Origin of the sequence: Cognatundibacterium griseum, from assembly GCF_014284195.1 — a bacterium.
In the GTDB taxonomy this organism is placed as follows: Bacteria; Pseudomonadota; Gammaproteobacteria; order Burkholderiales; family Burkholderiaceae_D; genus Undibacterium; species Undibacterium griseum.
This window is the reverse complement of the sequence record NZ_JACOGC010000001.1, coordinates 449069-469998: the sequence shown is the minus strand read 5'-3', so window position 1 is coordinate 469998 and position 20930 is coordinate 449069. Positions and strand designations below refer to the sequence as shown.

The following is a 20930-nucleotide window of genomic DNA, read 5'->3' as shown; positions in this document are numbered from 1 at the left end:
CCACCTTTTACAGAAAGTACGTGATGAATCAGCCTGTCAAGCAATATAAATACTATGACTTCGTGATGGCCGCGTTTGTCACGGTACTGCTGTGCTCCAACCTGATCGGTGCTGCCAAAGCAGCCCAGGTCACCTTGCCGGTGCTGGGCACCATCAGCTTCGGCGCTGGCGTGCTGTTTTTTCCGATCTCTTACCTTTTTGGCGACATCCTGACCGAAGTCTATGGATACGGACGGGATCGCCGAGTGATCTGGGCCGGATTTGCCGCCCTGTTGTTTGCGGCAGTGATGTCCGTGGTCGTGCTGGCGCTCACGCCGGTGGCCGACGCGTTCAATCAGGATTACCAGACGCATCTGAAGGCGGTGTTCGGCAATACGCCCCGCATTATTCTCGGTTCTATCACAGCGTTCTGGACTGGCAGCTTCGTAAATAGCTACGTACTGGCGAAGATGAAAATCGCCACCAAGGGCAGGCACCTCTGGCTGCGCACGATCGGCTCCACCATGTGCGGCGAGCTGGTCGACTCCAGCCTGTTTTATGTGATTGCGTTTTATGGCATCTGGTCCGATCATCAGCTCATTACCGTGGCGATTGCCCAGTATTTGCTGAAAACCGGCTGGGAGGTCGTGATGACACCGGCGACCTATAAAATCGTCGGTTTCCTGAAACGCAAAGAACAGGAAGATTTTTATGACAGACACACCAATTTCACGCCTTTCCGCCTGAAGGTGTAATACCCTGACAAGCAGTCAGCACCCCGAAAAGATTATTATTTATCTATTTATCGCTGTTTCGTGACGCAAAGTGCGGGACAAGGTATGATCTTCATTTTGCTATCAGGAACTGGTTTGCACCATGGAAGGACTCTCTGATCAGGCGCTGACGCAAGTCGCACAATACTTTTCTGCTCTGGCAGAGCCGACCCGTTTGCGTATCCTGAATTGCCTGCGCGATGGCGAGCTGAATGTCGGGGAACTGGCAGAACGCTGCGAATGCTCACAGGCCAACGTATCGCGCCACTTATCGACGCTGGCCAAGCACGGCTTTATCCAGCGCGAAGGCCGGGGCAATGCCGCCTATTACCAGATTGCGGACGAATCCGTCTATGCCTTATGCGATCTGGTCTGCAGCAACGTCGCGCGCCAGCTTGATGCGCAAGCCGCATTACTGAATACGCTCCGCAACCGCTAATTCCGGCTTTCCTGCTGAATACGCCGGATCAGTGCCCCCACTGTTGCACGGCACGGATCAGCAGGCTGATGGCGACGCCCAGCACCAGCAACACAAAAATCATCTGCACCACCCGTACCGGCAAATGCGGCGCCAGCCGCCGCGCCAGCAAGGTGCCAACCACCGTCGCCAGCGTGAAATAAGTGGAAAAACCTGCCGGGATACCGGCGCCATGCCAGAGCGCAGAAGCAATACCCAGACTGCCGACCAGACTGATCACAAACAGCGACGTGGCAACAGCACCCTGCAGCGTGACATTGGTCAGATGCCGCAGCATCGGCACGATGATGAAACCACCGCCAACCCCCAGCAAACCCGTCATCAGACCGGCGATGCTGCCGATCGCTGCAATCACTGCGGCTGTTCTGGCCGACCAGTCAAAACGGCCAGTAGTTTCGTTAATTTTCGCCAATACCTGATCCGGATGTTTTTCATGGTGTGCGTTCCGCAACTGCAATGCCAGCCGCGTCGCCACCAGCAACAGCACGCAGGCAAAACAGCCCATCAGCCAGGCTTGCGGCAGACGCTGCGCCAGTTCCACGCCCAGCATGGTCGGCAGGCTGCCCGCCAACGCCATCACGAAAGCCGCCCGGTACCGCACCAGTCGCTTCATAAACCCTTCGACTGCCCCGATCAGCGCCCCGGCAGTCACCGCCAGCAAAGCGACCGGCATCGCCTGCTGCATGCTCCAGCCCTGGCTGTACACCAGTGCAGGAACCGCCAGAATACCGCCCCCTGCGCCGGTCACGCCCATCAGCAGCCCGATCGCTGCGCCCAGTAATGTCGCCAATAAATCCATACACGCCGTTTGCTGTTGCCCAATGAGGAATCCGTCTGCACCGGTACCGGTTGTTGGTCCCATGCATTCCGGTTTACTATGATGTTTCCCATCTTATTTTAACGGCTTCACGATGCGACCGCCCCAAATTCAGCCTTTTTTCGATTCCGTATCCTGCACTGCCAGTTACGTCGTCTATGATGAACGCGGCGGGTATGCAGCGGTGATTGACCCGGTGCTTGATTATGATCCCAAATCCGGCCGCACCGGAACCACCCGCGCTGACCAGCTTCTCGTATTTCTGCAACAGCAGCAACTGCGCCTCTGCTGGATACTGGAAACCCATGCCCATGCCGATCACCTGTCTGCGGCGCACTATCTGCGCCAGCAAGCCGGCGGAAAAATCGCTATCGGCGCCCATATCGGCCAGGTGCAGCAGACCTTTAAGACCCTGTTCCATCTGGAACCGGAGTTTGCAACCGACGGTTCGCAATTTGATCAGTTGTTTGACGATGGCGCCTGTTTTCCAATCGGCCAGCTGGAAGCGCAGGTCATGTTTCTGCCCGGTCATACACCGGCAGATATCGCTTACCGGATCGGTGACGCGGTATTTGTCGGCGATACCTTATTCATGCCGGATGTCGGCACGGCACGCTGTGATTTTCCCGGCGGGAATGCGCGCCAGTTATACCAATCCATCCGTAAGCTGTTGTCACTGCCTGCCGGAACGCGGCTGTTCATGTGCCATGACTATCCGCCTGCCGGTCGCACAGTGAATCTGGAAACCACGGTGGCGGCACAAAGGGCGGAAAATATCCATGTGCACGACGGAATTGATGAGGATGCCTTTGTCGCCATGCGCAATCAGCGTGATGCCGGACTGGAAATGCCGGTACTGCTGCTGTCGTCGGTGCAGGTGAACATCCGCGCCGGCGCCTTTCCGCCGGCCGAGGACAACCAGGTCGCTTACCTGAAAATTCCGCTGAATCAGCTCTGATCCTGCGGCCATTTTCCGTTCCGAATTCCAAGGAAACTTCATGTCACAGACCATACGCCGCATAGCCATCAGCACCGGGGGCGGTGATGCGCCAGGTTTGAACGCGGTCATCCGCTCGGTCGTGTTTGCGGCTGTCCGGCGTGGTTGGGAATGTTATGGTATCCGCGAAGGATTCAATGGCATTCTGTGCCCTGACCGTTATCCGGAAGACGGGATCACGCGGCTCAGTATCGACCAGGTTGACCAGATCGGCCACCTGGGCGGCACCCTGCTCGGCACCACCAACCACGGTAATCCATTGCGTTATCCGACACTCATGCCGGATGGCAGCATGCAGGAAACCGACCGCAGCGGCGAAATCCACGCCGCGCTCAGGAACAGGGACATTGATGCGCTGATCTGTATTGGCGGCGACGGCACACTGACCATTGCCCACGCCCTGCATCTGCAAGGGATGCGGGTGGTGGGCGTGCCAAAAACCATCGACAACGATCTCGACAAAACCTTTACCACGTTTGGCTTCGACACGGCAGTATCGTTCGCCACTGAATGCATAGACCGTCTGCACAGTACCGCCGCCAGTCACCGCCGCATCATGGTGGTGGAAGTCATGGGGCGGTACGCCGGATGGATCGCACTGCATTCCGGGATCGCAGCAAATGCGCATGGCATCCTGATTCCTGAAATTCCCTATGACATCGACCGGCTGGTGGCACATCTGCTTGCACGCGAAGCTGCAGGTCAGCATTACGCCATCGTGATTGCGGCAGAAGGCGCCAATCCGGTTGGTGGCAATGCCACGCTGCAGGAGCAGGCAGGTACCGGCTACGTTGAACGACTGGGCGGAATCGGAGAAAAATTAGCGCATGAATTGCAGCAAAAAACCGGCAAGGAAACCCGTGCAGTCGTGCTCGGCCATTTATTGCGGGGCGGCAGTCCGAGCGCCTTCGACCGCGTGTCCGCCATGCGCTTCGGCGCGGCGGCGGTGCGTGCGCTGGACGAAGGACATTCCGGCATCATGGTGGCGCTGGCATTTCCGGACGTGAATTATGTCGCGCTGGAAGAAGTTGCCGGACGCATGAAAAATGTTCCGCTGAACAGCGATTGCCTGCAGACTGCGCGCGACCTGCATATCTGTCTCGGCGACTGAACAGGACTCAAACGATGAGGACTCATTCCGGCGAATGACGCTGCCGTATAAATTCCTCCAGCTGCGCTGCCGGCATCGGTTGCGCAAAGTAATACCCCTGCACTTCGGTGCAACCCTGCTGCCGCAGAAACTCCAGCTGCTCGGCAGTCTCCACCCCTTCGGCAATCGTCTTCAAACCCAGGTTTTTAGCCAGCCCGATAACCGCGCTGACAATCGCCTTGTCTTCCGGATCGGTATGAATATCGCGCACAAAGCTGCGGTCAATCTTGAGTTTATAGACTTTAAATTTCTTCAGATAACTCAGCGAGGAATAACCGGTTCCGAAATCATCAATCGACATCCTGACACCGTGCCGGTGCAGCTTACTCATCATCTCGATCGCAGCTTCGGGATCATGCATTGCCACACTTTCTGTCAGCTCCAGCTCCAGAAAAGCAGCCGGCATTTTCTCTGCGGCCAGAATCTGACTGACCACATGCGGCAGGTCTCCATGGCGGAACTGTACCGCCGACAAATTCACCGCCACGCAAAGTTCTTTATACCCCAGCTCATGCCACAACCGCAGCTGATGGACGGCGGTGTTCAGCACCCATTCGCCGATCTGCAGAATCATGCCGCTTTCCTCCGCCACCGGAATAAATTCTGTCGGCAGTACTGCCCCCAGCTCCGGGTGCTGCCAGCGCAGCAAGGCTTCAATGCCGATCACCTGCCCGGTTCCGATATCAATCTGCGGCTGATAATGCAAAGTGAATTGCTGTTTTTCCAGCGCCAGCCGCAACGCATGTACCAGCTCCAAATGGCGTGCTGAACGCGCCTGCATCTCCTGTGTGAAAAACCGGTAAGCATTGCGGCCTTCGCGCTTTGCCCGGTACATGGCGACATCGGCATTTTTGGACAAGGTTTCGAGGTCCTGGCCATCGTCCGGGCACATTGCTATCCCTGCCGAAGTAGTAATCGTCAGGTCGACATTTCCAATGTGGTAAGGCAGACAGACAATTTCCATCAGTTTGGTCACCACCCGCTCTGCCCCCACACTGTCCACACCCGGCAATATCAGCACGAATTCATCGCCGCCAAGCCGCGAAATCGTATCGTCCGCCCGCAGGCTGACCGACAGACGGTGTGCGACTTCCATCAATAGCGCATCGCCGATGCTGTGTCCCAGCGAATCATTGATATCTTTAAAATGGTCCAGATCGAAAAAGATGACTGCCAGCGGCTCTCCGGTGCGCACCACCCTGCCAAACGCATAGCGCGCCCGCTCTTCCAGCAACACCCGGTTCGGCAGCCCGGTCAGCGCATCGAAATGCGCCAGATACTGAATTCTTTCCTCGTTGCGTTTTTTCTCGCTGATATCTTCCTGCATGATGAGGAAATGGGTAATTTCCCCGGCGCCGTCTCTCACCGGGGAAATATGAATCAGATCAGTGTGCATTTTTCCTGAAACATCGGTGCGGAGCAGTTCTCCATGCCAGCTTTCCCCGTGTTTCAGCAGCTTGCGGGTCTTCCGGTAATTCGCCCGGCTGAGTTGTCCCGGATACATCAGCGGCGGCCGCTGTCCGATCAATTCTTCCAGCGTCTTGTGATACCGCTTCAGATAGGCCGCATTCACGTATTCAATATGTGCCTTGCGGTCGATAATCATGATGGCATTAAAACTCTGTTCAACAGCCTGCGACAATTTTCGCAAAGTCTCTTCAGCCTGTTTGCGTTCCAGAGTATTCGCAATGTAATGCGCGGTCATTTCCAGCAACTGAATCTGGAACACCGTGGGTTTGCCCGGCACATGGTTATAAATCGCAAAAGCCCCCAGCATCTTGCCGACAGAAGACACAATCGGTTCTGACCAGCATGATCGGAGTCCAGCCCGTTTAGTCAGACCGATATACTTTACCCAGAACGGGTCGCTTTCAATATCTGCCGCGATCGTTCTGGTGGCGGTAGCCATGGCATTGCCGCAGGAACCTTCTCCGGGCGCAATTTCCAGACCATTAATTGCATGCAGAAAAAAATCCGGTAAACTGGGCGCCGCACCTGTTCTGATGCGGCGCCCGTCTTTGTCTAACAGCATGATGGTACACATGCTGTCCGGAATCATGACTTCCAGTTTCAGCACGACATCATGCAAAATGTCACGGACAGACTGGTTTCCGGTAGTACGCTCTATCAGATAGCTGCGCACTGCTTCCATCTGCAAGGATTGGTGCCTGGCCTGCTCCAGCTCAAACCGGGTCAGTGCATGGCTGATATCGACCGCCATTTCCAGCAACAGCCGGCGCGACGCATCATCAAACGCATCGACCTGATCGAGCAGCAGATTAAACGTTCCGGCCACTTTGCCATTTCTATGCAAAGGTAAAATCGCCATTGATTTCCACCCGAACAAAACGCTGCGCTGATGCCAGTGCCGATACTGGGTATCCTGCTGCAAATTCTGATACCAGAACGGTTCGTCATTCACCAGCACGCTGGAAATCGGCCCCAGATTGCCATTTTGATCCGGCTCTCTGGAAATCTTCAGGTCCGACAAGTAACCTGCTTCATCGCCGTATTGCGCCACAGGCCGGAATTCCTGGGTATCCTCATTCACCAGCCCGATCCACGCCATATTCATACCGCCGTGCACCACCGCATGATGGCACACCCGCTCAAACAACTCCTGCTCAGAACTGCTGCGCACGATGGACTGATTACACAAACTAAGCGCATTGTAGAGACGGGTCAGACGCTGGTTTTTCTGACTGATTTCCTGATTTTCAGCATCCACTCTTTCCAGATACTCGCGGGTCTGCACAATCCAGGATTTGATGCTGGTGATATGTTGCCAACCGCTACCGCCCGCGACAGGTGTATGCTGGCCGCCAAGCTGGGAAAGCTGCTGATAAATTTCTTCCAGCGTTCCCCCCATCATCTGCCAATGCGAACGATAGCTGCGTACCAGCAGCACCAGAATAACCAGGCCATTGAGTATCATGATTTTTTGCAGCCACTGTACTCGCGACTCAAGTTCGGACGCAGCCTGCTCCAGCCGGACATGCGCCATCCTGCGCGCCTGATTGATCTGTTCGATGATGGAAATCTTTTCCTGCAGATAGGCCGGATCGTACAAGGGTATGCTGGCGGCCTTCTGCGCTTCCGACAGGGTATGGGCACCGCTGCTGCTGACCAGATGCATGGCATGCAGTTCCGTCTGGGACAGATGGTCGGACTGTATTTTGGCTGCATTTAACCTGCCAGTTTCCTGCTCGGTAAACCCAGCCTGGGATATGAGCTCCATCAGGGCGATTTCCCCCCCGGATGGCTCCCGCGTCTTATCAGGATTGGCTGACAGCATATCCCATTCCATGCGGGCGCCGCCTGCTGGCCGTGGGCGGCGGCCATCCCGGATATCCAGGATTTCCTGATAATAACGCTGATAAATCGGATCGCCCGTTGCCACATAGGCGCGCGCCATACGGGTCAGATCATCGGAGGATTGCCGCAACTCGTCGGCCAGGGAAAGGACTTTGAAATGTTGCTGCTGCAGGGTATCCAGCTGGTTTGCAGAACGGATATAAACCGCAAAAAAAAGGAGAAAAACCAGCACACTGGCCGACACCATCCAGAAGTTACGGGTATAAGCGGATAATGTGTGATGCGCTCGCATACCGACTGGCCTTAGGTTTAGTTCACGCCTGATTCCTGATTCCGGTGTTTTTTGATTTTGATGACTTTCCGATGTTAGCTCTCAGTATGCCGGAAATTCATGGATGCTGCTTTGGATAAATCCTGACCAGCACAATGCGCGGCCCGTTCATTTTTTTGACCACCGCATCGAATTGTTCAAATTCCACTTTTTGCCCCTCGGCTGGCAGATCACCCAGCTTTTGCATGATCAGGCCGCCAATCGATTCTACCTCATCGCTGTCCAGATCGAAGCCGAGCGCCATGCCCAGTGTATATAAAGGCAGACTGCCTTTTCCGATCAATGTGCCGTCATCCAGCAATGTCCAGTCATTTTCATTTTGCCTGAATTCATCCCGTATCTGGCCGACCAGCGCACTCAGCAAATTATCCAGTGTCAGGAAGCCAACCGGCTTGCTGCCTTTATGTCCGACAATCGCAAAATGCGGCGCGCCTTTACGGAAACGGCGGAACAGTTCCAGTGCCGGCATGTTCGGCGGCACGAATTCCACCTGACGCAAATGCTTGCTGAGATCCTCCAGCGGCTTGCCGGATTGTTGCGCCAGAAACAGGTCTTTCAGATGCAGCATGCCAAGCACGGTCTGCTCATCGTCGTCGAAATACGGATAGCGGCTGAAGCGGTTTCTGGCAGCGGTTTCCATGTTTTCTTCCAGGCTGGCAGATTTATACATGGCAACGACTTCATTGATCGGACGCATCAGATCGGAAATTTCCAGGCCGCCGAAATCCAGCACCTGCGCCATGATGCTCCACTCGTCACGGGTTTCCTTGGCTCCCGCATGCCCGCCCCGCAGGATCAGTTTCAATTCTTCCGGCGAATAATGACTGTCGCTGCCATGTACGGTGTCAAGACCAATGATTTTCAGTACCAGATTCGAGCTGCTGTTCAGCGCCCAGATCGCCGGATACATGAGCCAGTAGAATCCGTACAAGGCAGGCGCCGTCCAGAGCGACACTCTTTCCGGCATACGGATCGCCATCGACTTGGGAGCAAGCTCACCCACCACGATATGCAGGAAAGAAATGACAAAAAATGCGAAGAAGAAAGAAATACCGTGAATCACCTCTGCCGACGCCACGCCGATCTGATGCAGCAGCGGCTGCAGCAGGCGCGCAAACGCAGGTTCGCCAATCCAGCCCAGCCCCAGGGAAGCCAGCGTGATGCCCAGCTGACAGGCAGAAAGATAAGTGTCGAGATGCTGGTGCACGGTGACCAGCAGGCGCCCGCGCAGCCCGGATGTTTTGGCAATGCTGCGCACACGCGTCTGGCGCAGTTTGACCAGTCCGAATTCAGCCGCAACAAAAAATCCGTTTAATAAAACGAGAAAAAGTGCAGCCACCACTAGCAATAAATTATCCAACGCCCTGCCTTCAGGATGAACACGGCACTACTTTAGACTAATTAGATTACTTTGGATACATTTGCATACAATTACGGGCTGCCAGACAGAGCATGAAACTTTTCCCGGCAACAACGGTCTCTATCTACACAGAGCGTATCCTGCGGACCATCCCGTCCGCCCTGTAATCATCCCGGCCGGCACTGCATCAGCGGATTGCCGGTCCGTCGCACCAGACTTCTGGTGACAGACACATCCGGCACCGCATCCCTGACTACGGTCACCTGCCTGCTGTGCGCGTCGTATATAGCGTACGATGCATGAAACATGCCCGCCATCACCATCACCGGGCCAAACAGATACGCACCCTGCTGCCGGTCACACCGGTCATGGTGCCTGTCTCAATGAAAGGAGAGTACAGTGTCTTTAGACATCGTCCTGATGGAAATCACTTCAGAACTGCAGCAACATCCCGACACCAGCCATATCCGCCACCTGCAGGCGCTGGTCGCCGCCATCCGTCCGCGGCATGCCCGCGATATCGCCCATGCAACTGACAACATCCGCGCACTGTGCTTCGTGCTGCAGCAGCATCCGGTCTGGCGTCGCGCCTTGCTGCAATATCTGGTGCAGGTACTGACCAGCCGTAAATTACTGCACCTGCTGACCGATACCGGCATCACCCTGAACAATGGCTTCTGGGGCGCAGCCACCCAGCGCCTGTTGAGTCAATGCTTACCGCCACTGGTCAATGACGATTACGTCAAAGATATTTTCGGTCAGATTTTCAACAAGGCGGACGACCATGTCTGGATCAATGGCGTGTCAGACCATGTCTGGATGGATTTACTGGCCAATATCGGTTTGCGCACCGTCACTGCGCGCCAGACCCATCACGCCCTGAGCAACGAAGTACTGAGCGCGATACAGGTGCTGTCGTACCGGATCACCACGATCGGGCTGGAAGCGGAGCTGGTCAGAAATTATCCGGATATCGAAAAATTCGAATCTCCCTTTTTGCGGCAGAACGACGAGATCAATGATTATGTTTTACGCTACCGCGCATGGCTGAATGACCGCCAGCTCAGGCGTGATGACAGCCTGCATATCGACGTGCTGCTCTCGCAGTGCGATGAGATCGTCAGTAAAATCCGCAAGACCGCTGCCGCCAATGGCGTATCCGTCAGCCTGACCCGGCTGCTGCTGAGGCTGACGCAAAGCATGTCCAGACTGCGCAAGCTGCTGGCCCTGCTGGATGCCGGACAACGCGACCGGATCAGCCGCACGGCGATTCAGCTGTTTAAAGAACTGGTCACTGCAGAAAACAGACGCCACAGCCTGCGCGACCTGATCCAGACCAATACGGAATTATTGTCGCTGCAAGTCACGGAACGCGCCGGTAAAAGCGGTGAACATTACGTCACCGGCAACCGCGGTGAATGGCTGGGTATGTTCAGATCAGCGATGGGTGCCGGGTTCATTGTCGGATTCATGGCAATGATCAAAGTGCTGATGAGCAAGATGGCACTGGCACCGTTCGGCTATGCCGTCCTCTACAGCCTGAATTACTCGTCGGGCTTCATGTTGGTGCACGTGCTGCATTTCACGATTGCGACCAAACAACCTGCCATGACTGCCGCCCTGATTGCCCGCGCGATCGATCAGGGCAAACAGAAACTGGATGAACTGGCGGATCTGATCGTTGCCGTTTTCCGCTCGCAGCTGATCGCGATCATTGGCAATATCGCACTCGCCCTGCCGACGGCTTATGCGATTGCCTGGGCCTGGTACGGCATCACCGGCAGTCATCTGGCGCCTCCGGAAAAAGCCCAGCATCTGCTGCATGATCTCGATCCGTTTGGCAGTCTTGCCCTGCCCCACGCGGCCATTGCCGGAGTCTGTCTGTTTGTGTCGGGACTGATTTCCGGTTACTACGACAACAAGGCCAGTTATGCGCATATTCCGGCACGTTTGCGCCAGCTACCGTGGCTCAGGAAATGTCTGGGCGAAGCCCGTCTGCATGCGGTCACGCATTACATCGGCAATAATCTGGGGGCACTGGCGGGTAATTTTTTCTTCGGCATCATGCTGGGAACAATCGGCCAGCTCGGCGTCTTTTTCGGCCTGCCGGTAGATATCCGGCACATCACTTTTTCCAGCGCCAATTTCGCATTTGCGCTGGTCGGTCTGGAGCATCAGATCAGCTGGCAACTGGCGCTGTATTCGCTGTCAGGCATCCTGCTGATCGGTCTGGTGAATCTGGGCGTCAGCTTCAGTCTGGCGTTGCTGGTGGCGCTGCGCTCACGCCGGGTCAGCTTCGGCCAGGGCGGCACATTACTGGGGCTGTTATGGCAACGTTTTCGTTCTGACAGCCGGGCATTTTTCCTGCCGCCGCCGGATGCTGTGTCGCCTCAGCAAACAGACGATGACAGGCATCCGTCGTCTGATACGCGACACTGACAGTCCGTATCAGCCGCGATCGTTTGACGCATGTCAATGAATCGTGAAGCCGCGCCGGCTGCCTGCTGCCGGCGTGCAGGGCGCGCGTACAATGGACATTCTTTTTTCCCCTGGTTCATCGCTATGTCTGCCCCTGCTCCGCCATCAAGGCGATTTGTACCGCACAGTCTGCTGGAAGATATTCTGGCCATACTGACAGGCACACTGTTTGTGTCGCTGGGCGTCGCGCTGTTTAATCAGGCTGGCCTGCTGACCGGCGGCACTGCCGGACTGGCGTTTCTGATTCACTACCGTACCGGACTGACGTTCGGGCTGGTCTTTTTTCTCATCAACCTGCCTTTTTACTGGCTCGCGTGGAAGCGCATGGGCTGGCGCTTCACACTCAAAACCTTCTGTTCCGTGGCGCTGGTATCGCTGTTCTCCAGTCTGCATCCGCGACTGCTGCAGCTGACCGGTGGCGGACTGCTGGAATCCTTTTACGTGGCACTGATCGGCGGACTGCTGATGGGTGTCGGCTTTATTGTCCTGTTCCGCCATCAGGCCAGTCTCGGCGGCATCAATATCCTCGCGCTGTATCTGCAGCAAAGCAAAGGAATCCGTGCCGGAAAATTACAGATGGGGCTCGATTTTCTGATCGTGCTGGCTTCGCTGGCAGTGGTGTCGCCACTGTCGTTGCTGGCCTCCATCCTCGGCGCCTTTGCGCTGAATCTCGCCATCAGCCTGAATCATCGTCCGGGCCGCTACATGGCGGTATGAAAAATTCCGGTATGAAAATCGGACACAAACCAATGTGGCAACACATGCCCATATGCAGGTGTGATAACAGAATTGATATCCGGCATTGAAATTTAGCCAATATTATTCTGGAACAAGCACTCTATTTCTGCCCGTTTTTGATAATCGCGTCTTGAATTTTGTGTAGAATCGAGCGACAACGTCGCGCAATTTTTGTGCAAAGTTTGCCTGAAACGGTGCGTCGACGATGACTCAGATATCTCATTCAACCCAATCAGACCGGGCATTGGTTCTTCCGTCTGTCGTCCCAGCAGGTTTTGACAAAAACAACAGGAACGTGACAGAAAATCAGGATGCCCATCCACAGAAAGCAAACGATGAACAAAGTAGTCATCAGCGGTACTGGCCTGTTTACCCCTTCCGAATCGATCTCTAACGAAGAGCTGATTGCCTGTTTCAATGCCTATGTGCAGCAGTTCAATGCCGAGCATGCCGCCGCCATCGCAACCGGAGAAGTGACTGCGCTGGAAGAATCCAGCGTCGCCTTCATCGAAAAAGCATCCGGCATCAAATCGCGCTATGTGATGAACAAAGAAGGCGTACTCGATGTGCAGCGCATGGTGCCCCGGATTCCGGAACGCAGCGACGACGAGCCGTCGGTGATGTGCGAAATGGCTGTCGCTGCGGCAAACCAGGCGCTGCAACGCGCCGGCCGTACCGCTGCCGATGTCGATGCCGTGATCTGCGCCGCCAGCAATATGCAGCGCGCCTATCCGGCGATGGCCGTGGAAATCCAGAATGCACTCGGGATTGATGGCTACGGCTACGACATCAACGTCGCCTGCTCGTCCGCTACTTTCGGTATTCAGGCAGCAGTCAGCGCCATCCAGTCAGGGCAGGCGCGGGCAGTACTGGTGGTGAATCCGGAAATCACCAGCGGCCACCTGAACTGGCGCGACCGCGACAGCCACTTTATTTTCGGTGACGCCTGCACCGCAATTCTGGTGGAACGTGCTGATCTGGCGACCTCTGCGCATCAGTTTGAAATCGTCGGCCTGAAACTCAAGACCCAGTTCTCCAACAATATCCGCAACAATTTCGGCTTCCTGAACCGTGCCGATGAATCCGGTATCGGCAAACCGGATAAACTGTTCCGCCAGCAGGGCCGCAAAGTATTCAAGGATGTCTGCCCAATGGCGGCTGCCGTTATCACGTCGACGGTCGAAACCTCTGGCATCGCCATCCCCGATGTCAAGCGCTTCTGGCTGCATCAGGCAAATCTGAACATGAACCTGCTGATCGCCCGCATGATTCTGGGCCGTGATGCCACCCCGGAAGAATCACCGACGATTCTCGATACGTATGCCAACACCTCCTCTGCCGGTTCCATCATCGCCTTCCATCAGTATCAGGACGATCTGCCGGCAGGAACCATCGGTGTGATCTGCTCATTCGGCGCCGGCTACTCAATCGGCTGCGTGGTCGTCAAAAAACTGGCCTGACCGCACATCACCAGTTACTCAACAGACTCATCATGGCTGCCGCTGAAATACGGCAGCCATTTTTTTGCTCTCTGCTTCACGCCGCCTTGGATGTCACTGTCATGCAGGTGTCATCGCCACGCGGCACCATCTGGGCAGCAACGCCTGACCACATCCCGCTTCTTTGCACGCTGACAGGCGTGACTGCTACACTGTGCCGACAGATTTTCCGATTTTCCACACCGATGGACGACTGAACAGACATGCCTCCTGAACACGATCTGCTGACTACCGGCCTGACGACGCAGGCAGCCGCCGAACGGCTGGCGGCGGATGGTCCCAATGAACTGGCAGCGGCACAATCGCGCAGGCTGGGCAGCATGATCTGGAAGGTGCTGACGGAACCGATGCTGCTGTTGCTGTTCGCCTGTGGCGCTGTGTATCTGCTGCTGGGCGACCCCCATGAAGCCATCGTGTTGCTGTGCTTTGTACTGATTATCGTCATCATCAGCATCATTCAGGAACACAAGACCGAGAGGGCGCTCGACGCATTGCGGGATCTGTCGAGCCCGCGTGCCAGCGTGATCCGCAACGGGCAGCAGATCAGTATTGCGGGACGGGATATTGTGCAGGGTGACCTGATGCTGCTGACGGAAGGCATACGGATACCCGCTGACGGGGTATTGCTGACTGGTATCAACCTGAGCGCAGATGAATCTTTGCTGACCGGAGAATCCCTCGCTGTCACCAAAATCCCGGCTGACCCGGTACCGCAACAAATGGGTGCTGCGGGTGGCGAGGGAACGCCATTCGTGTTTTCCGGCGCTCTCATCGTGCAGGGAACAGGTCTTGCCCGTGTGCTCGCCACCGGCAACCGTACCGCCATCGGCCAAATCGGGCAGGCGCTGGCGGCAACGCATTCCGAGCCGACACGGGTGCAATCGGAGATGCAGCATGTCGTCAAAATGATCGCCATTGCCAGCCTGTCGGTTGCCTGCCTGCTGGCGCTCGGCTATGGCGTCAGCCGCCATGACTGGCTGAATGGCATTCTGGCTGGCATTACGTTTGCGATGGCTCTGATACCGGAAGAACTGCCCGTCATCCTGACGCTGTTTCTCGGCATCGGCGCATGGCGGATTGCACGGCAGCATGTGCTGACACGGCGGATTCCGGCGATCGAAATGCTGGGGGAAACCACTGTATTGTGCACCGATAAAACCGGCACCCTAACGCAGAACAAAATGGCAGTCGCACAGCTGTTTGCCGATGACGCCAGCCACACCTGTGGCGATCCCTGTGCCGAACTGCCGGAAACATTTCACGAGGTGCTGGAATACGCCATTCTTGCCAGCCAGCGCAAGCCTTTCGACCCGATGGAGCTGGCGATTCAGGAATACAGCCACGCCTGCCTGACGCAGAAGGAACACTGGCATGACAGCTGGGAGCTGGTCGAGGAATACCCATTGTCGAAAGAATTGCTGGCCATGTCGCGGGTATGGCAATCCACCGACCATGCCCATTTCGTCATCGCCAGCAAAGGCGCGCCGGAAGCGATCGCCGACCTGTGCCACCTGAGTGTTGGGCAGACTGCGGCGCTGATGACGGAAGTCAACCGGATGGCCGGACAAGGCCTGCGGGTGCTTGGCGTAGCCAGAGCGCTCTTTATGCCGGAAAGCAGCCATCCGTCCGGTGAAAACAATCACGATCTGCCGCCAATCCAGCATGATTTTGTGTTTGAACTGGTCGGACTGATTGCATTTGCCGACCCGGTGCGGGCCGGTGTGCCTGCCGCTATTCGCGACTGCCGCAGCGCCGGAATCCGCGTCATCATGATTACCGGCGACTATCCGGCCACCGCGCGCCATATTGCGGCGCAATGCGGTATCGACAGTCCCGGCGGCACCCTGACCGGCCATGCGCTGACGCAGATGGACGATGCCGAACTGCTGCAGCGCTTGCAGGATACCCATATTTTCTGTCGTGTCTCGCCGGAGCAGAAACTGCGCCTGGTGCAAGTGCTGCAACAGGCCGGTGAAACGGTTGCCATGACCGGCGATGGTGTCAATGATGCGCCGGCATTGCAGGCGGCCCATATCGGTATCGCCATGGGCAAGCGCGGCACTGATGTGGCGCGTGAATCCGCCGCGCTGGTGCTGCTGGAAGACGATTTCAATTCCATCGTCACCACGATTCGCGCAGGCCGCCGCATTTTCGACAATCTGCGAAAAACCATCAGCTTCATTATCGCCGTCCACATTCCGGTCATCGGCATGTCGCTGATTCCGGTCATTGCAGGCTGGCCGCTGGTGCTGATGCCGGTGCACATCATGGTGTTGCAACTGGTGATCGACCCGACCTGCTCGCTGGTGTTTGAGGCAGAACCGGAAGAGCCGGACGTGATGCAAAAGCCGCCGCGCGCATCCGGTGCCAGTCTGTTTGAGCGCGCGGTTCTGCTGACGGGGCTGTTCCGTGGCAGCGCATTGCTGTTGACGGTGCTGGCGGTGTACTGGATGGCCTTGCAACAGTTTGATGCCGGGGAAGCGCGGGCACTGGCATTCACGACGATGGTGCTGGGCAACCTGGGGCTGATTTTTATTCACCGCAGCCAGTCGGCCAGCCTCTGGCACAGCCTGCGCCTGCCAAATCCGGCTTTATGGTGGGTGGTCGGCACTGGTATGGCGGTATTGCTGCTGGCGCTGACAGTGCCGGGGCTCAGCCAGTTATTCTATTTTGGCCGGCCGCAATGGCACAATGTGTTGTCCGGCGCGGCGGCAGCGCTTGCCTGCATTGTGCTGCTGGCATTGAGCAAAACGCTGCGTGACAGGCTGACGGCACGGTCTTCGGTCAGATAACAGCCGTCTTCGGAAACCGGTCAGGCTGCTAGCGTTCCGCAGGCAGACCGTCGCTGTATTCCAGCTGCATTCCAGCTGTATTGAAGCTGTGTTCAGGCTTTCAGCGCATTTTCCAGCAAAGCATGCAGCTCGGAAAACGAGGGTTCGCCAACATAGCGCTTCAGGATTTGCCCCTGCTTATCGATCACATACGTTGTCGGGGTTAATTTGACTTCACCGAAAGCCTGCGCCAGCTTCCCCTGGGGATCAAGCGCGACATGAAACGGTAATTGCCGTGTTTCGGTGTAATTCAGCACATAGTTCGGCGGGTCGTAGCTCATGGCCACACCAATGTATTCCAGCCCTTGCGCATGGTATTTATTGTAGGTTTCAACCATGCGTGGCATTTCAGCGATGCAGGTCGAACAGGATGTGGCCCAGAAATTCACCATCAGCACCTTGCCACGCAACTGCTGGCTGCTCATCCGCTCACCCTTGAGGTTGGTGAAGATGACGTCCGGCATCAGCGGCCTGGCGTGCAGGGATTGCCAGAATAAGCCGCCCAGAATCAGCAGGGCCAGCCCGGCGATCACGCTGAACAGGGTAAATTTACGGGGTGAGGATGGCGCTAACATGGACTTTCCTTCGGACGCGGTCTTCGATCACAAGCGGACATTATACGTTTTTATGGGCGACCGTTCCGGCCCGGCACCTGAGCCCGATCAAGCTTCGTTCTGATCCGGCGCCGGCACAGTCATGGTTTTCCCAGCGACATGCGTGGTCAGCACAATCGCTGTGGAAGTTGATCCGAACGCATTGAGTGCATTGATAATCCGCTGCAGATGTTCCACATCCGTCGCCAGCACCCGCATCACGGCGCCATCTTCCCCGGTCACCGTATAGCAGTCGATGATTTCCGGGCAGGCAGCCACATATTGCGCATACGGCCGCCCCTGCTGGGTTGACAGCCGTATCATGGCGGTGATCTGATAACCCAGTGCCTTCGGGTTGATTTCTGCGCGATAAGCGCGTATCACTTCGGCAGCTTCCAGCCGTTTGATGCGTTCAGACACCGCAGGCTGGCTCAGGTGCACCTGCCGCCCGATTTCTGCATGCGACATACGGGCATCCTGTTGCAATAACATTAAAATTTTCTGATCAAAGCTGTCGATTTTCAGGTTCATAAGCAATATCCGTTATTTTCCGATGAATTCATTGAATCTGAATTGATTTACCAATCATATCGTATTCATCCCGGGCGAAACACTTGTTAAAGTCTGGGTCATGCTTAACCAGCCGCGCCACCGCAACAGCGCCGCCTTTTTTGAGAAATCATCATGACGACTTCTATCAGCAACACCCAGATCGCGCAGATCGCGCGGGACTTCCAGACACCTTGCTGGGCTTACGACGCCAGCATCATCCGGCAGCAGATCGCGCGCCTGAAACAGTTTGATGTCATCCGCTTTGCGCAAAAAGCCTCCAGCAATGTGCATCTGCTGCGCCTGATGCGCGCCGAAGGTGTGCTGGTGGATTCGGTTTCGCTGGGCGAAGTTGAACGCGCACTGGCTGCCGGTTATGACCCTCAGGCTGCCGGCCAGCAGCATGCTCCCATCGTTTTCACCGCCGATCTGCTGGACCGCCATGCCCTCAAACGCGTGGTGGAACTGAATATCCCGGTCAACTGCGGCTCTCCGCAAATGCTGGAGCAACTCGGCCAGGCGCATCGCGAACATGCCGTCTGGCTGCGTATCAATCCCGGTTTTGGGCACGGCCACAGCCGCAAGACCAACACCGGCGGCGAACAGAGCAAACACGGCATCTGGTTTGAAGAATTGCCGCAGGCTTTGCGAATCATTGACCAGTATGGTCTGCAACTGGCCGGCCTGCACATGCATATCGGTTCCGGTGTCGATTACGATCACCTGCAAAGCGTGTGCGATGCAATGATTGCGCAGGTCAAGACGCTGAACCGCGATCTGCCTGCGATCTCGATTGGCGGCGGCCTCTCGATTCCTTACCGCACGGGTGAGGCAACGGTAGATACCGACCATTATTTCCAGATCTGGAACAAGGCGCGGCAAGCGATTGAAGCGCATCTCGGTCATCGCATCAGCATGGAAATCGAGCCGGGGCGTTTTCTGGTGGCGCAGTCCGGCATCCTGATTTCGGAACTGCGTGCGCAGAAAAAAGTCGGAAATAATTTCTTTGCGCTGGTCGATGCCGGCTTTAACGATCTGGCACGTCCGGCGATGTACGGCAGTTATCACAGGATCAGTGCCCATGCTCCGGATGGCAGAGAGCGCCAGACAGCCTTGCAGCCGACGGTGGTGGCCGGGCCGTTGTGCGAATCCGGCGACGTGTTCACGCAGGAAGATGGCGGCGTTGTCACCACCCAGAATCTGCCTGCCTGCGAAATCGGCGATCTGTTTGTGTTTCACGATGCCGGTGCTTACGGTGCCAGCATGTCATCGAATTACAATTCGCGTCCGCTGATTCCTGAGGTGCTGGTCGATGGCGATACCATCCGCCAGATTCGCCGTCGCCAGACCATACAGGAATTGCTGGCACTGGAAATCTGACTATCTGATTGCCAGAGAAACAGCGGAGCCCACCCCGCTCTCTGTTCAGAGCAGCGCAGGCAAGGAAACAGAGAGGGCAGCCCTGCGCTGTTTCATTGAAGGCAGCCGGTCAGGAAGGCACGAATTTTTTCGCCGACCTGCGCTCCCTGCGAACCGAAGGTGAAATGGTCGCCATCGGCCAGCGTCATCAGTTCCAGCGCAACGCCTGCCTGCCGCAACTGCGCGGCAAACTGACGCGACTGGCTGACCGGTACCGTCACATCTTTTTCTCCCTGAATCAGCAGCATGGCAGGAATAGTCTGCTTCTGCTGCCTGTCAAAGTGCGTATAGCTTGCCGGACTTGCCATGCGGTATGCCTGCTTCGCCCCGGCGTAATCCGCGCCGAACAAGGTGTTGAGCATCACCCGTGGCGACATCGGGCCGCGCATGGCCGGATCAGCGTCTTCCCACCAGGCAGGTAAATTCAGCGGCGGCGCGTGCATCACCGCACAGCGTAACGCACTGCTGACTTGCGGATTGCCGCCATACTGTTCCCATTGTCCGGCGGTCAGCGCCGTCAGCGCTACCAGATGCGCTCCGGCAGAAATACCCAGCGCCCCGATCCGGTCGGCCTGAATGCCATACTCCGCAGCATGCGCGCGCAGCCAGCGTACTGCGCATTTCACATCTTCAATCTGCGCCGGAAAGCGGGCCGCAGGCGCCAGCCGGTAATCGACACTGACACCCAGCATACCCCAGCGGCTGAGTTGCAGCAGCAAGCCACGCAGATCAGTGCGCGAGCCGCTGAGCCAGCCGCCCCCATGCACCACCAGCACCGCTGGATACGGCCCCGTCCCCTGCGCCGGAGTCAGCATATCGAGATTGACCGGCGTATCCGTACCGCAAGCTGTCACGGTCTGCAGAACGGGTCTGGGTTCTGTCAGCACCGTTCCGGCAACCGCAGTTCCGGCCTTCCCGGTTACGATTGCGGCGAACAGCAGCATGCAGCATAAGATGCCCGGCAAACCTGTTTTAACAGCAATCCGCATTTGCTTCTCTCCCGCAAAAAAACCTGATCTAAATTTGTTGAATCCATAAAAAAACCTCACGTCAGACGCGAGGTTTTTTGCTCACGACAGAATCGGTCAGTGCGTCAGGAAACAACACCGCAGACCATGCGGGCACCGCCGCCGCCCAGCGCAGCCGGATGGTCGCTGTGATTATCGCTGCCGGCATGGATCATGAGTGCATGGCCGCTCAGGTCGGCCGCTTTCAGACGCGGCGCCAGCACCGGATAATTGGCTTTTCCTTCGGCGTTCACATACAGGGCAGGCAGGTCGCCTTTATGTCCCTTGCCATACGGCCCCTGATGCGCATTGCTTTTTTCCGGATCCCAGTGCCCGCCAGCGGCAATGGCAGCAGCGGCGACACCATTACTCATACCCGGCGCACAGGACGGATTGGCATGCACATGGAAGCCGTGCAGACCGGCGGGCAAGCCGCTTAATTCCGGCGTAATCAGCAAACCATACGCGGTATCTTCCAGCATCACCTTTCCTGCCGGTCCGGTATTGCCGTTCGCGTCCACAAATTGCAATTCGACCGTCTGTGCCTGCACCATACCACTCACCAACAAGGCAGCCGCTATACTCCATCTGAAGATTGCCATCATGTTTCTCCTTA

At 56.6% G+C, this 20930-nt stretch carries 16 protein-coding genes; 9 read left to right on the top strand and 7 right to left on the bottom strand.

Annotation, left to right across the window (positions count from 1 at the left end; translation table 11 throughout):
* The first annotated feature begins 23 nt into the window (after positions 1-23).
* Together H8K27_RS02000 and H8K27_RS01995 are read left to right on the top strand one after the other, a co-directional pair.
* Positions 24-734 (top strand): queuosine precursor transporter, encoded by a 711-nt coding sequence (locus H8K27_RS02000; RefSeq protein ID WP_186861553.1) that lies wholly within the window; start codon positions 24-26, stop codon positions 732-734.
* A gap of 121 nt (positions 735-855) precedes the next feature.
* The gene (locus H8K27_RS01995) at positions 856-1191 is read left to right on the top strand and encodes an ArsR/SmtB family transcription factor (protein ID WP_176804690.1); all 336 of its coding nucleotides are present in this window, start codon (positions 856-858) and stop codon (positions 1189-1191) included.
* A gap of 28 nt (positions 1192-1219) precedes the next feature.
* On the opposite strand, the gene H8K27_RS01990 is transcribed toward H8K27_RS01995, so the two are convergent.
* On the bottom strand, positions 1220-2029 hold the full coding sequence (locus H8K27_RS01990) for a sulfite exporter TauE/SafE family protein (protein ID WP_186861996.1): 810 nt from the start codon (positions 2027-2029) through the stop codon (positions 1220-1222).
* Between the two features lie 112 nt (positions 2030-2141).
* On the opposite strand from H8K27_RS01990, the gene H8K27_RS01985 reads away from it, so the two are divergent.
* A complete protein-coding gene (locus H8K27_RS01985; protein ID WP_186861552.1) occupies positions 2142-3005 on the top strand; it encodes an MBL fold metallo-hydrolase in 864 nt (287 codons plus the stop codon).
* A 40-nt stretch (positions 3006-3045) separates the two neighbouring features.
* Positions 3046-4155, top strand: a complete 1110-nt coding sequence (locus H8K27_RS01980; RefSeq protein ID WP_186861551.1) for a 6-phosphofructokinase — start codon at positions 3046-3048, stop codon at positions 4153-4155.
* Between the two features lie 22 nt (positions 4156-4177).
* Here H8K27_RS01980 and H8K27_RS01975 read toward each other — a convergent pair whose 3' ends face one another.
* Positions 4178-7801 carry a bifunctional diguanylate cyclase/phosphodiesterase gene (locus H8K27_RS01975; RefSeq protein ID WP_186861550.1) on the bottom strand — a complete coding sequence of 1208 codons (3624 nt, stop codon included), beginning with the start codon at positions 7799-7801 and terminating at the stop codon, positions 4178-4180.
* A gap of 97 nt (positions 7802-7898) precedes the next feature.
* Complete coding sequence (locus H8K27_RS01970; protein ID WP_186861549.1) at positions 7899-9200, bottom strand: hemolysin family protein; 1302 nt, start codon at positions 9198-9200, stop codon at positions 7899-7901.
* A gap of 399 nt (positions 9201-9599) precedes the next feature.
* Here H8K27_RS01970 and H8K27_RS01965 point away from each other — a divergent pair, with 399 nt between their 5' ends.
* From H8K27_RS01965 to H8K27_RS01950, 4 genes are all read left to right on the top strand, one after another.
* Positions 9600-11639 carry a site-specific recombinase gene (locus tag H8K27_RS01965; protein ID WP_329604325.1) on the top strand — a complete coding sequence of 680 codons (2040 nt, stop codon included), beginning with the start codon at positions 9600-9602 and terminating at the stop codon, positions 11637-11639.
* A gap of 123 nt (positions 11640-11762) precedes the next feature.
* Positions 11763-12395: a YitT family protein gene (locus H8K27_RS01960; RefSeq protein ID WP_186861548.1), complete on the top strand. Its 633-nt coding sequence runs from the start codon at positions 11763-11765 to the stop codon at positions 12393-12395.
* 356 nt (positions 12396-12751) lie between these two features.
* Complete coding sequence (locus H8K27_RS01955; RefSeq protein WP_186861547.1) at positions 12752-13876, top strand: beta-ketoacyl-ACP synthase III; 1125 nt, start codon at positions 12752-12754, stop codon at positions 13874-13876.
* Positions 13877-14118: 242 nt separating this feature from the next.
* Positions 14119-16707 (top strand): cation-translocating P-type ATPase, encoded by a 2589-nt coding sequence (locus tag H8K27_RS01950; RefSeq protein WP_186861546.1) that lies wholly within the window; start codon positions 14119-14121, stop codon positions 16705-16707.
* A 92-nt stretch (positions 16708-16799) separates the two neighbouring features.
* On the opposite strand, the gene H8K27_RS01945 is transcribed toward H8K27_RS01950, so the two are convergent.
* Together H8K27_RS01945 and H8K27_RS01940 are read right to left on the bottom strand one after the other, a co-directional pair.
* Entirely contained in the window at positions 16800-17321 is a 522-nt protein-coding gene (locus H8K27_RS01945) for a TlpA family protein disulfide reductase (protein ID WP_186861545.1), read from the bottom strand.
* An 87-nt stretch (positions 17322-17408) separates the two neighbouring features.
* Complete coding sequence (locus tag H8K27_RS01940; protein WP_186861544.1) at positions 17409-17870, bottom strand: Lrp/AsnC family transcriptional regulator; 462 nt, start codon at positions 17868-17870, stop codon at positions 17409-17411.
* 153 nt (positions 17871-18023) lie between these two features.
* Here H8K27_RS01940 and lysA point away from each other — a divergent pair, with 153 nt between their 5' ends.
* On the top strand, positions 18024-19268 hold the full coding sequence (gene lysA / locus H8K27_RS01935; protein ID WP_186861543.1) for a diaminopimelate decarboxylase: 1245 nt from the start codon (positions 18024-18026) through the stop codon (positions 19266-19268).
* Positions 19269-19360: 92 nt separating this feature from the next.
* Here the strand turns inward: lysA and H8K27_RS01930 are convergent, their stop codons facing one another.
* On the bottom strand, positions 19361-20296 hold the full coding sequence (locus H8K27_RS01930; RefSeq protein ID WP_186861542.1) for an alpha/beta hydrolase: 936 nt from the start codon (positions 20294-20296) through the stop codon (positions 19361-19363).
* 104 nt (positions 20297-20400) lie between these two features.
* A complete protein-coding gene (gene sodC / locus H8K27_RS01925) occupies positions 20401-20919 on the bottom strand; it encodes a superoxide dismutase family protein (RefSeq protein WP_186861541.1) in 519 nt (172 codons plus the stop codon).
* Between the last annotated feature and the right edge of the window lie 11 nt (positions 20920-20930).

Excerpts from the sequence above, each read along its gene's own strand:
- H8K27_RS01990 (WP_186861996.1), bottom strand. The coding sequence starts at position 2,029 with ATGGATTTATTGGCGACATTACTGGGCGCAGCGATCGGGCTGCTGATG.
- H8K27_RS01930 (WP_186861542.1), bottom strand. The coding sequence starts at position 20,296 with ATGCGGATTGCTGTTAAAACAGGTTTGCCGGGCATCTTATGCTGCATG.
- H8K27_RS01980 (WP_186861551.1), top strand. The coding sequence starts at position 3,046 with ATGTCACAGACCATACGCCGCATAGCCATCAGCACCGGGGGCGGTGAT.
- H8K27_RS01995 (WP_176804690.1), top strand. The coding sequence starts at position 856 with ATGGAAGGACTCTCTGATCAGGCGCTGACGCAAGTCGCACAATACTTT.
- H8K27_RS01945 (WP_186861545.1), bottom strand. The coding sequence starts at position 17,321 with ATGTTAGCGCCATCCTCACCCCGTAAATTTACCCTGTTCAGCGTGATC.
- H8K27_RS01955 (WP_186861547.1), top strand. The coding sequence starts at position 12,752 with ATGAACAAAGTAGTCATCAGCGGTACTGGCCTGTTTACCCCTTCCGAA.
- H8K27_RS01950 (WP_186861546.1), top strand. The coding sequence starts at position 14,119 with ATGCCTCCTGAACACGATCTGCTGACTACCGGCCTGACGACGCAGGCA.
- H8K27_RS01975 (WP_186861550.1), bottom strand. The coding sequence starts at position 7,801 with ATGCGAGCGCATCACACATTATCCGCTTATACCCGTAACTTCTGGATG.
- H8K27_RS01940 (WP_186861544.1), bottom strand. The coding sequence starts at position 17,870 with ATGAACCTGAAAATCGACAGCTTTGATCAGAAAATTTTAATGTTATTG.
- H8K27_RS01985 (WP_186861552.1), top strand. The coding sequence starts at position 2,142 with ATGCGACCGCCCCAAATTCAGCCTTTTTTCGATTCCGTATCCTGCACT.
- sodC (WP_186861541.1), bottom strand. The coding sequence starts at position 20,919 with ATGATGGCAATCTTCAGATGGAGTATAGCGGCTGCCTTGTTGGTGAGT.
- lysA (WP_186861543.1), top strand. The coding sequence starts at position 18,024 with ATGACGACTTCTATCAGCAACACCCAGATCGCGCAGATCGCGCGGGAC.
- H8K27_RS02000 (WP_186861553.1), top strand. The coding sequence starts at position 24 with ATGAATCAGCCTGTCAAGCAATATAAATACTATGACTTCGTGATGGCC.
- H8K27_RS01960 (WP_186861548.1), top strand. The coding sequence starts at position 11,763 with ATGTCTGCCCCTGCTCCGCCATCAAGGCGATTTGTACCGCACAGTCTG.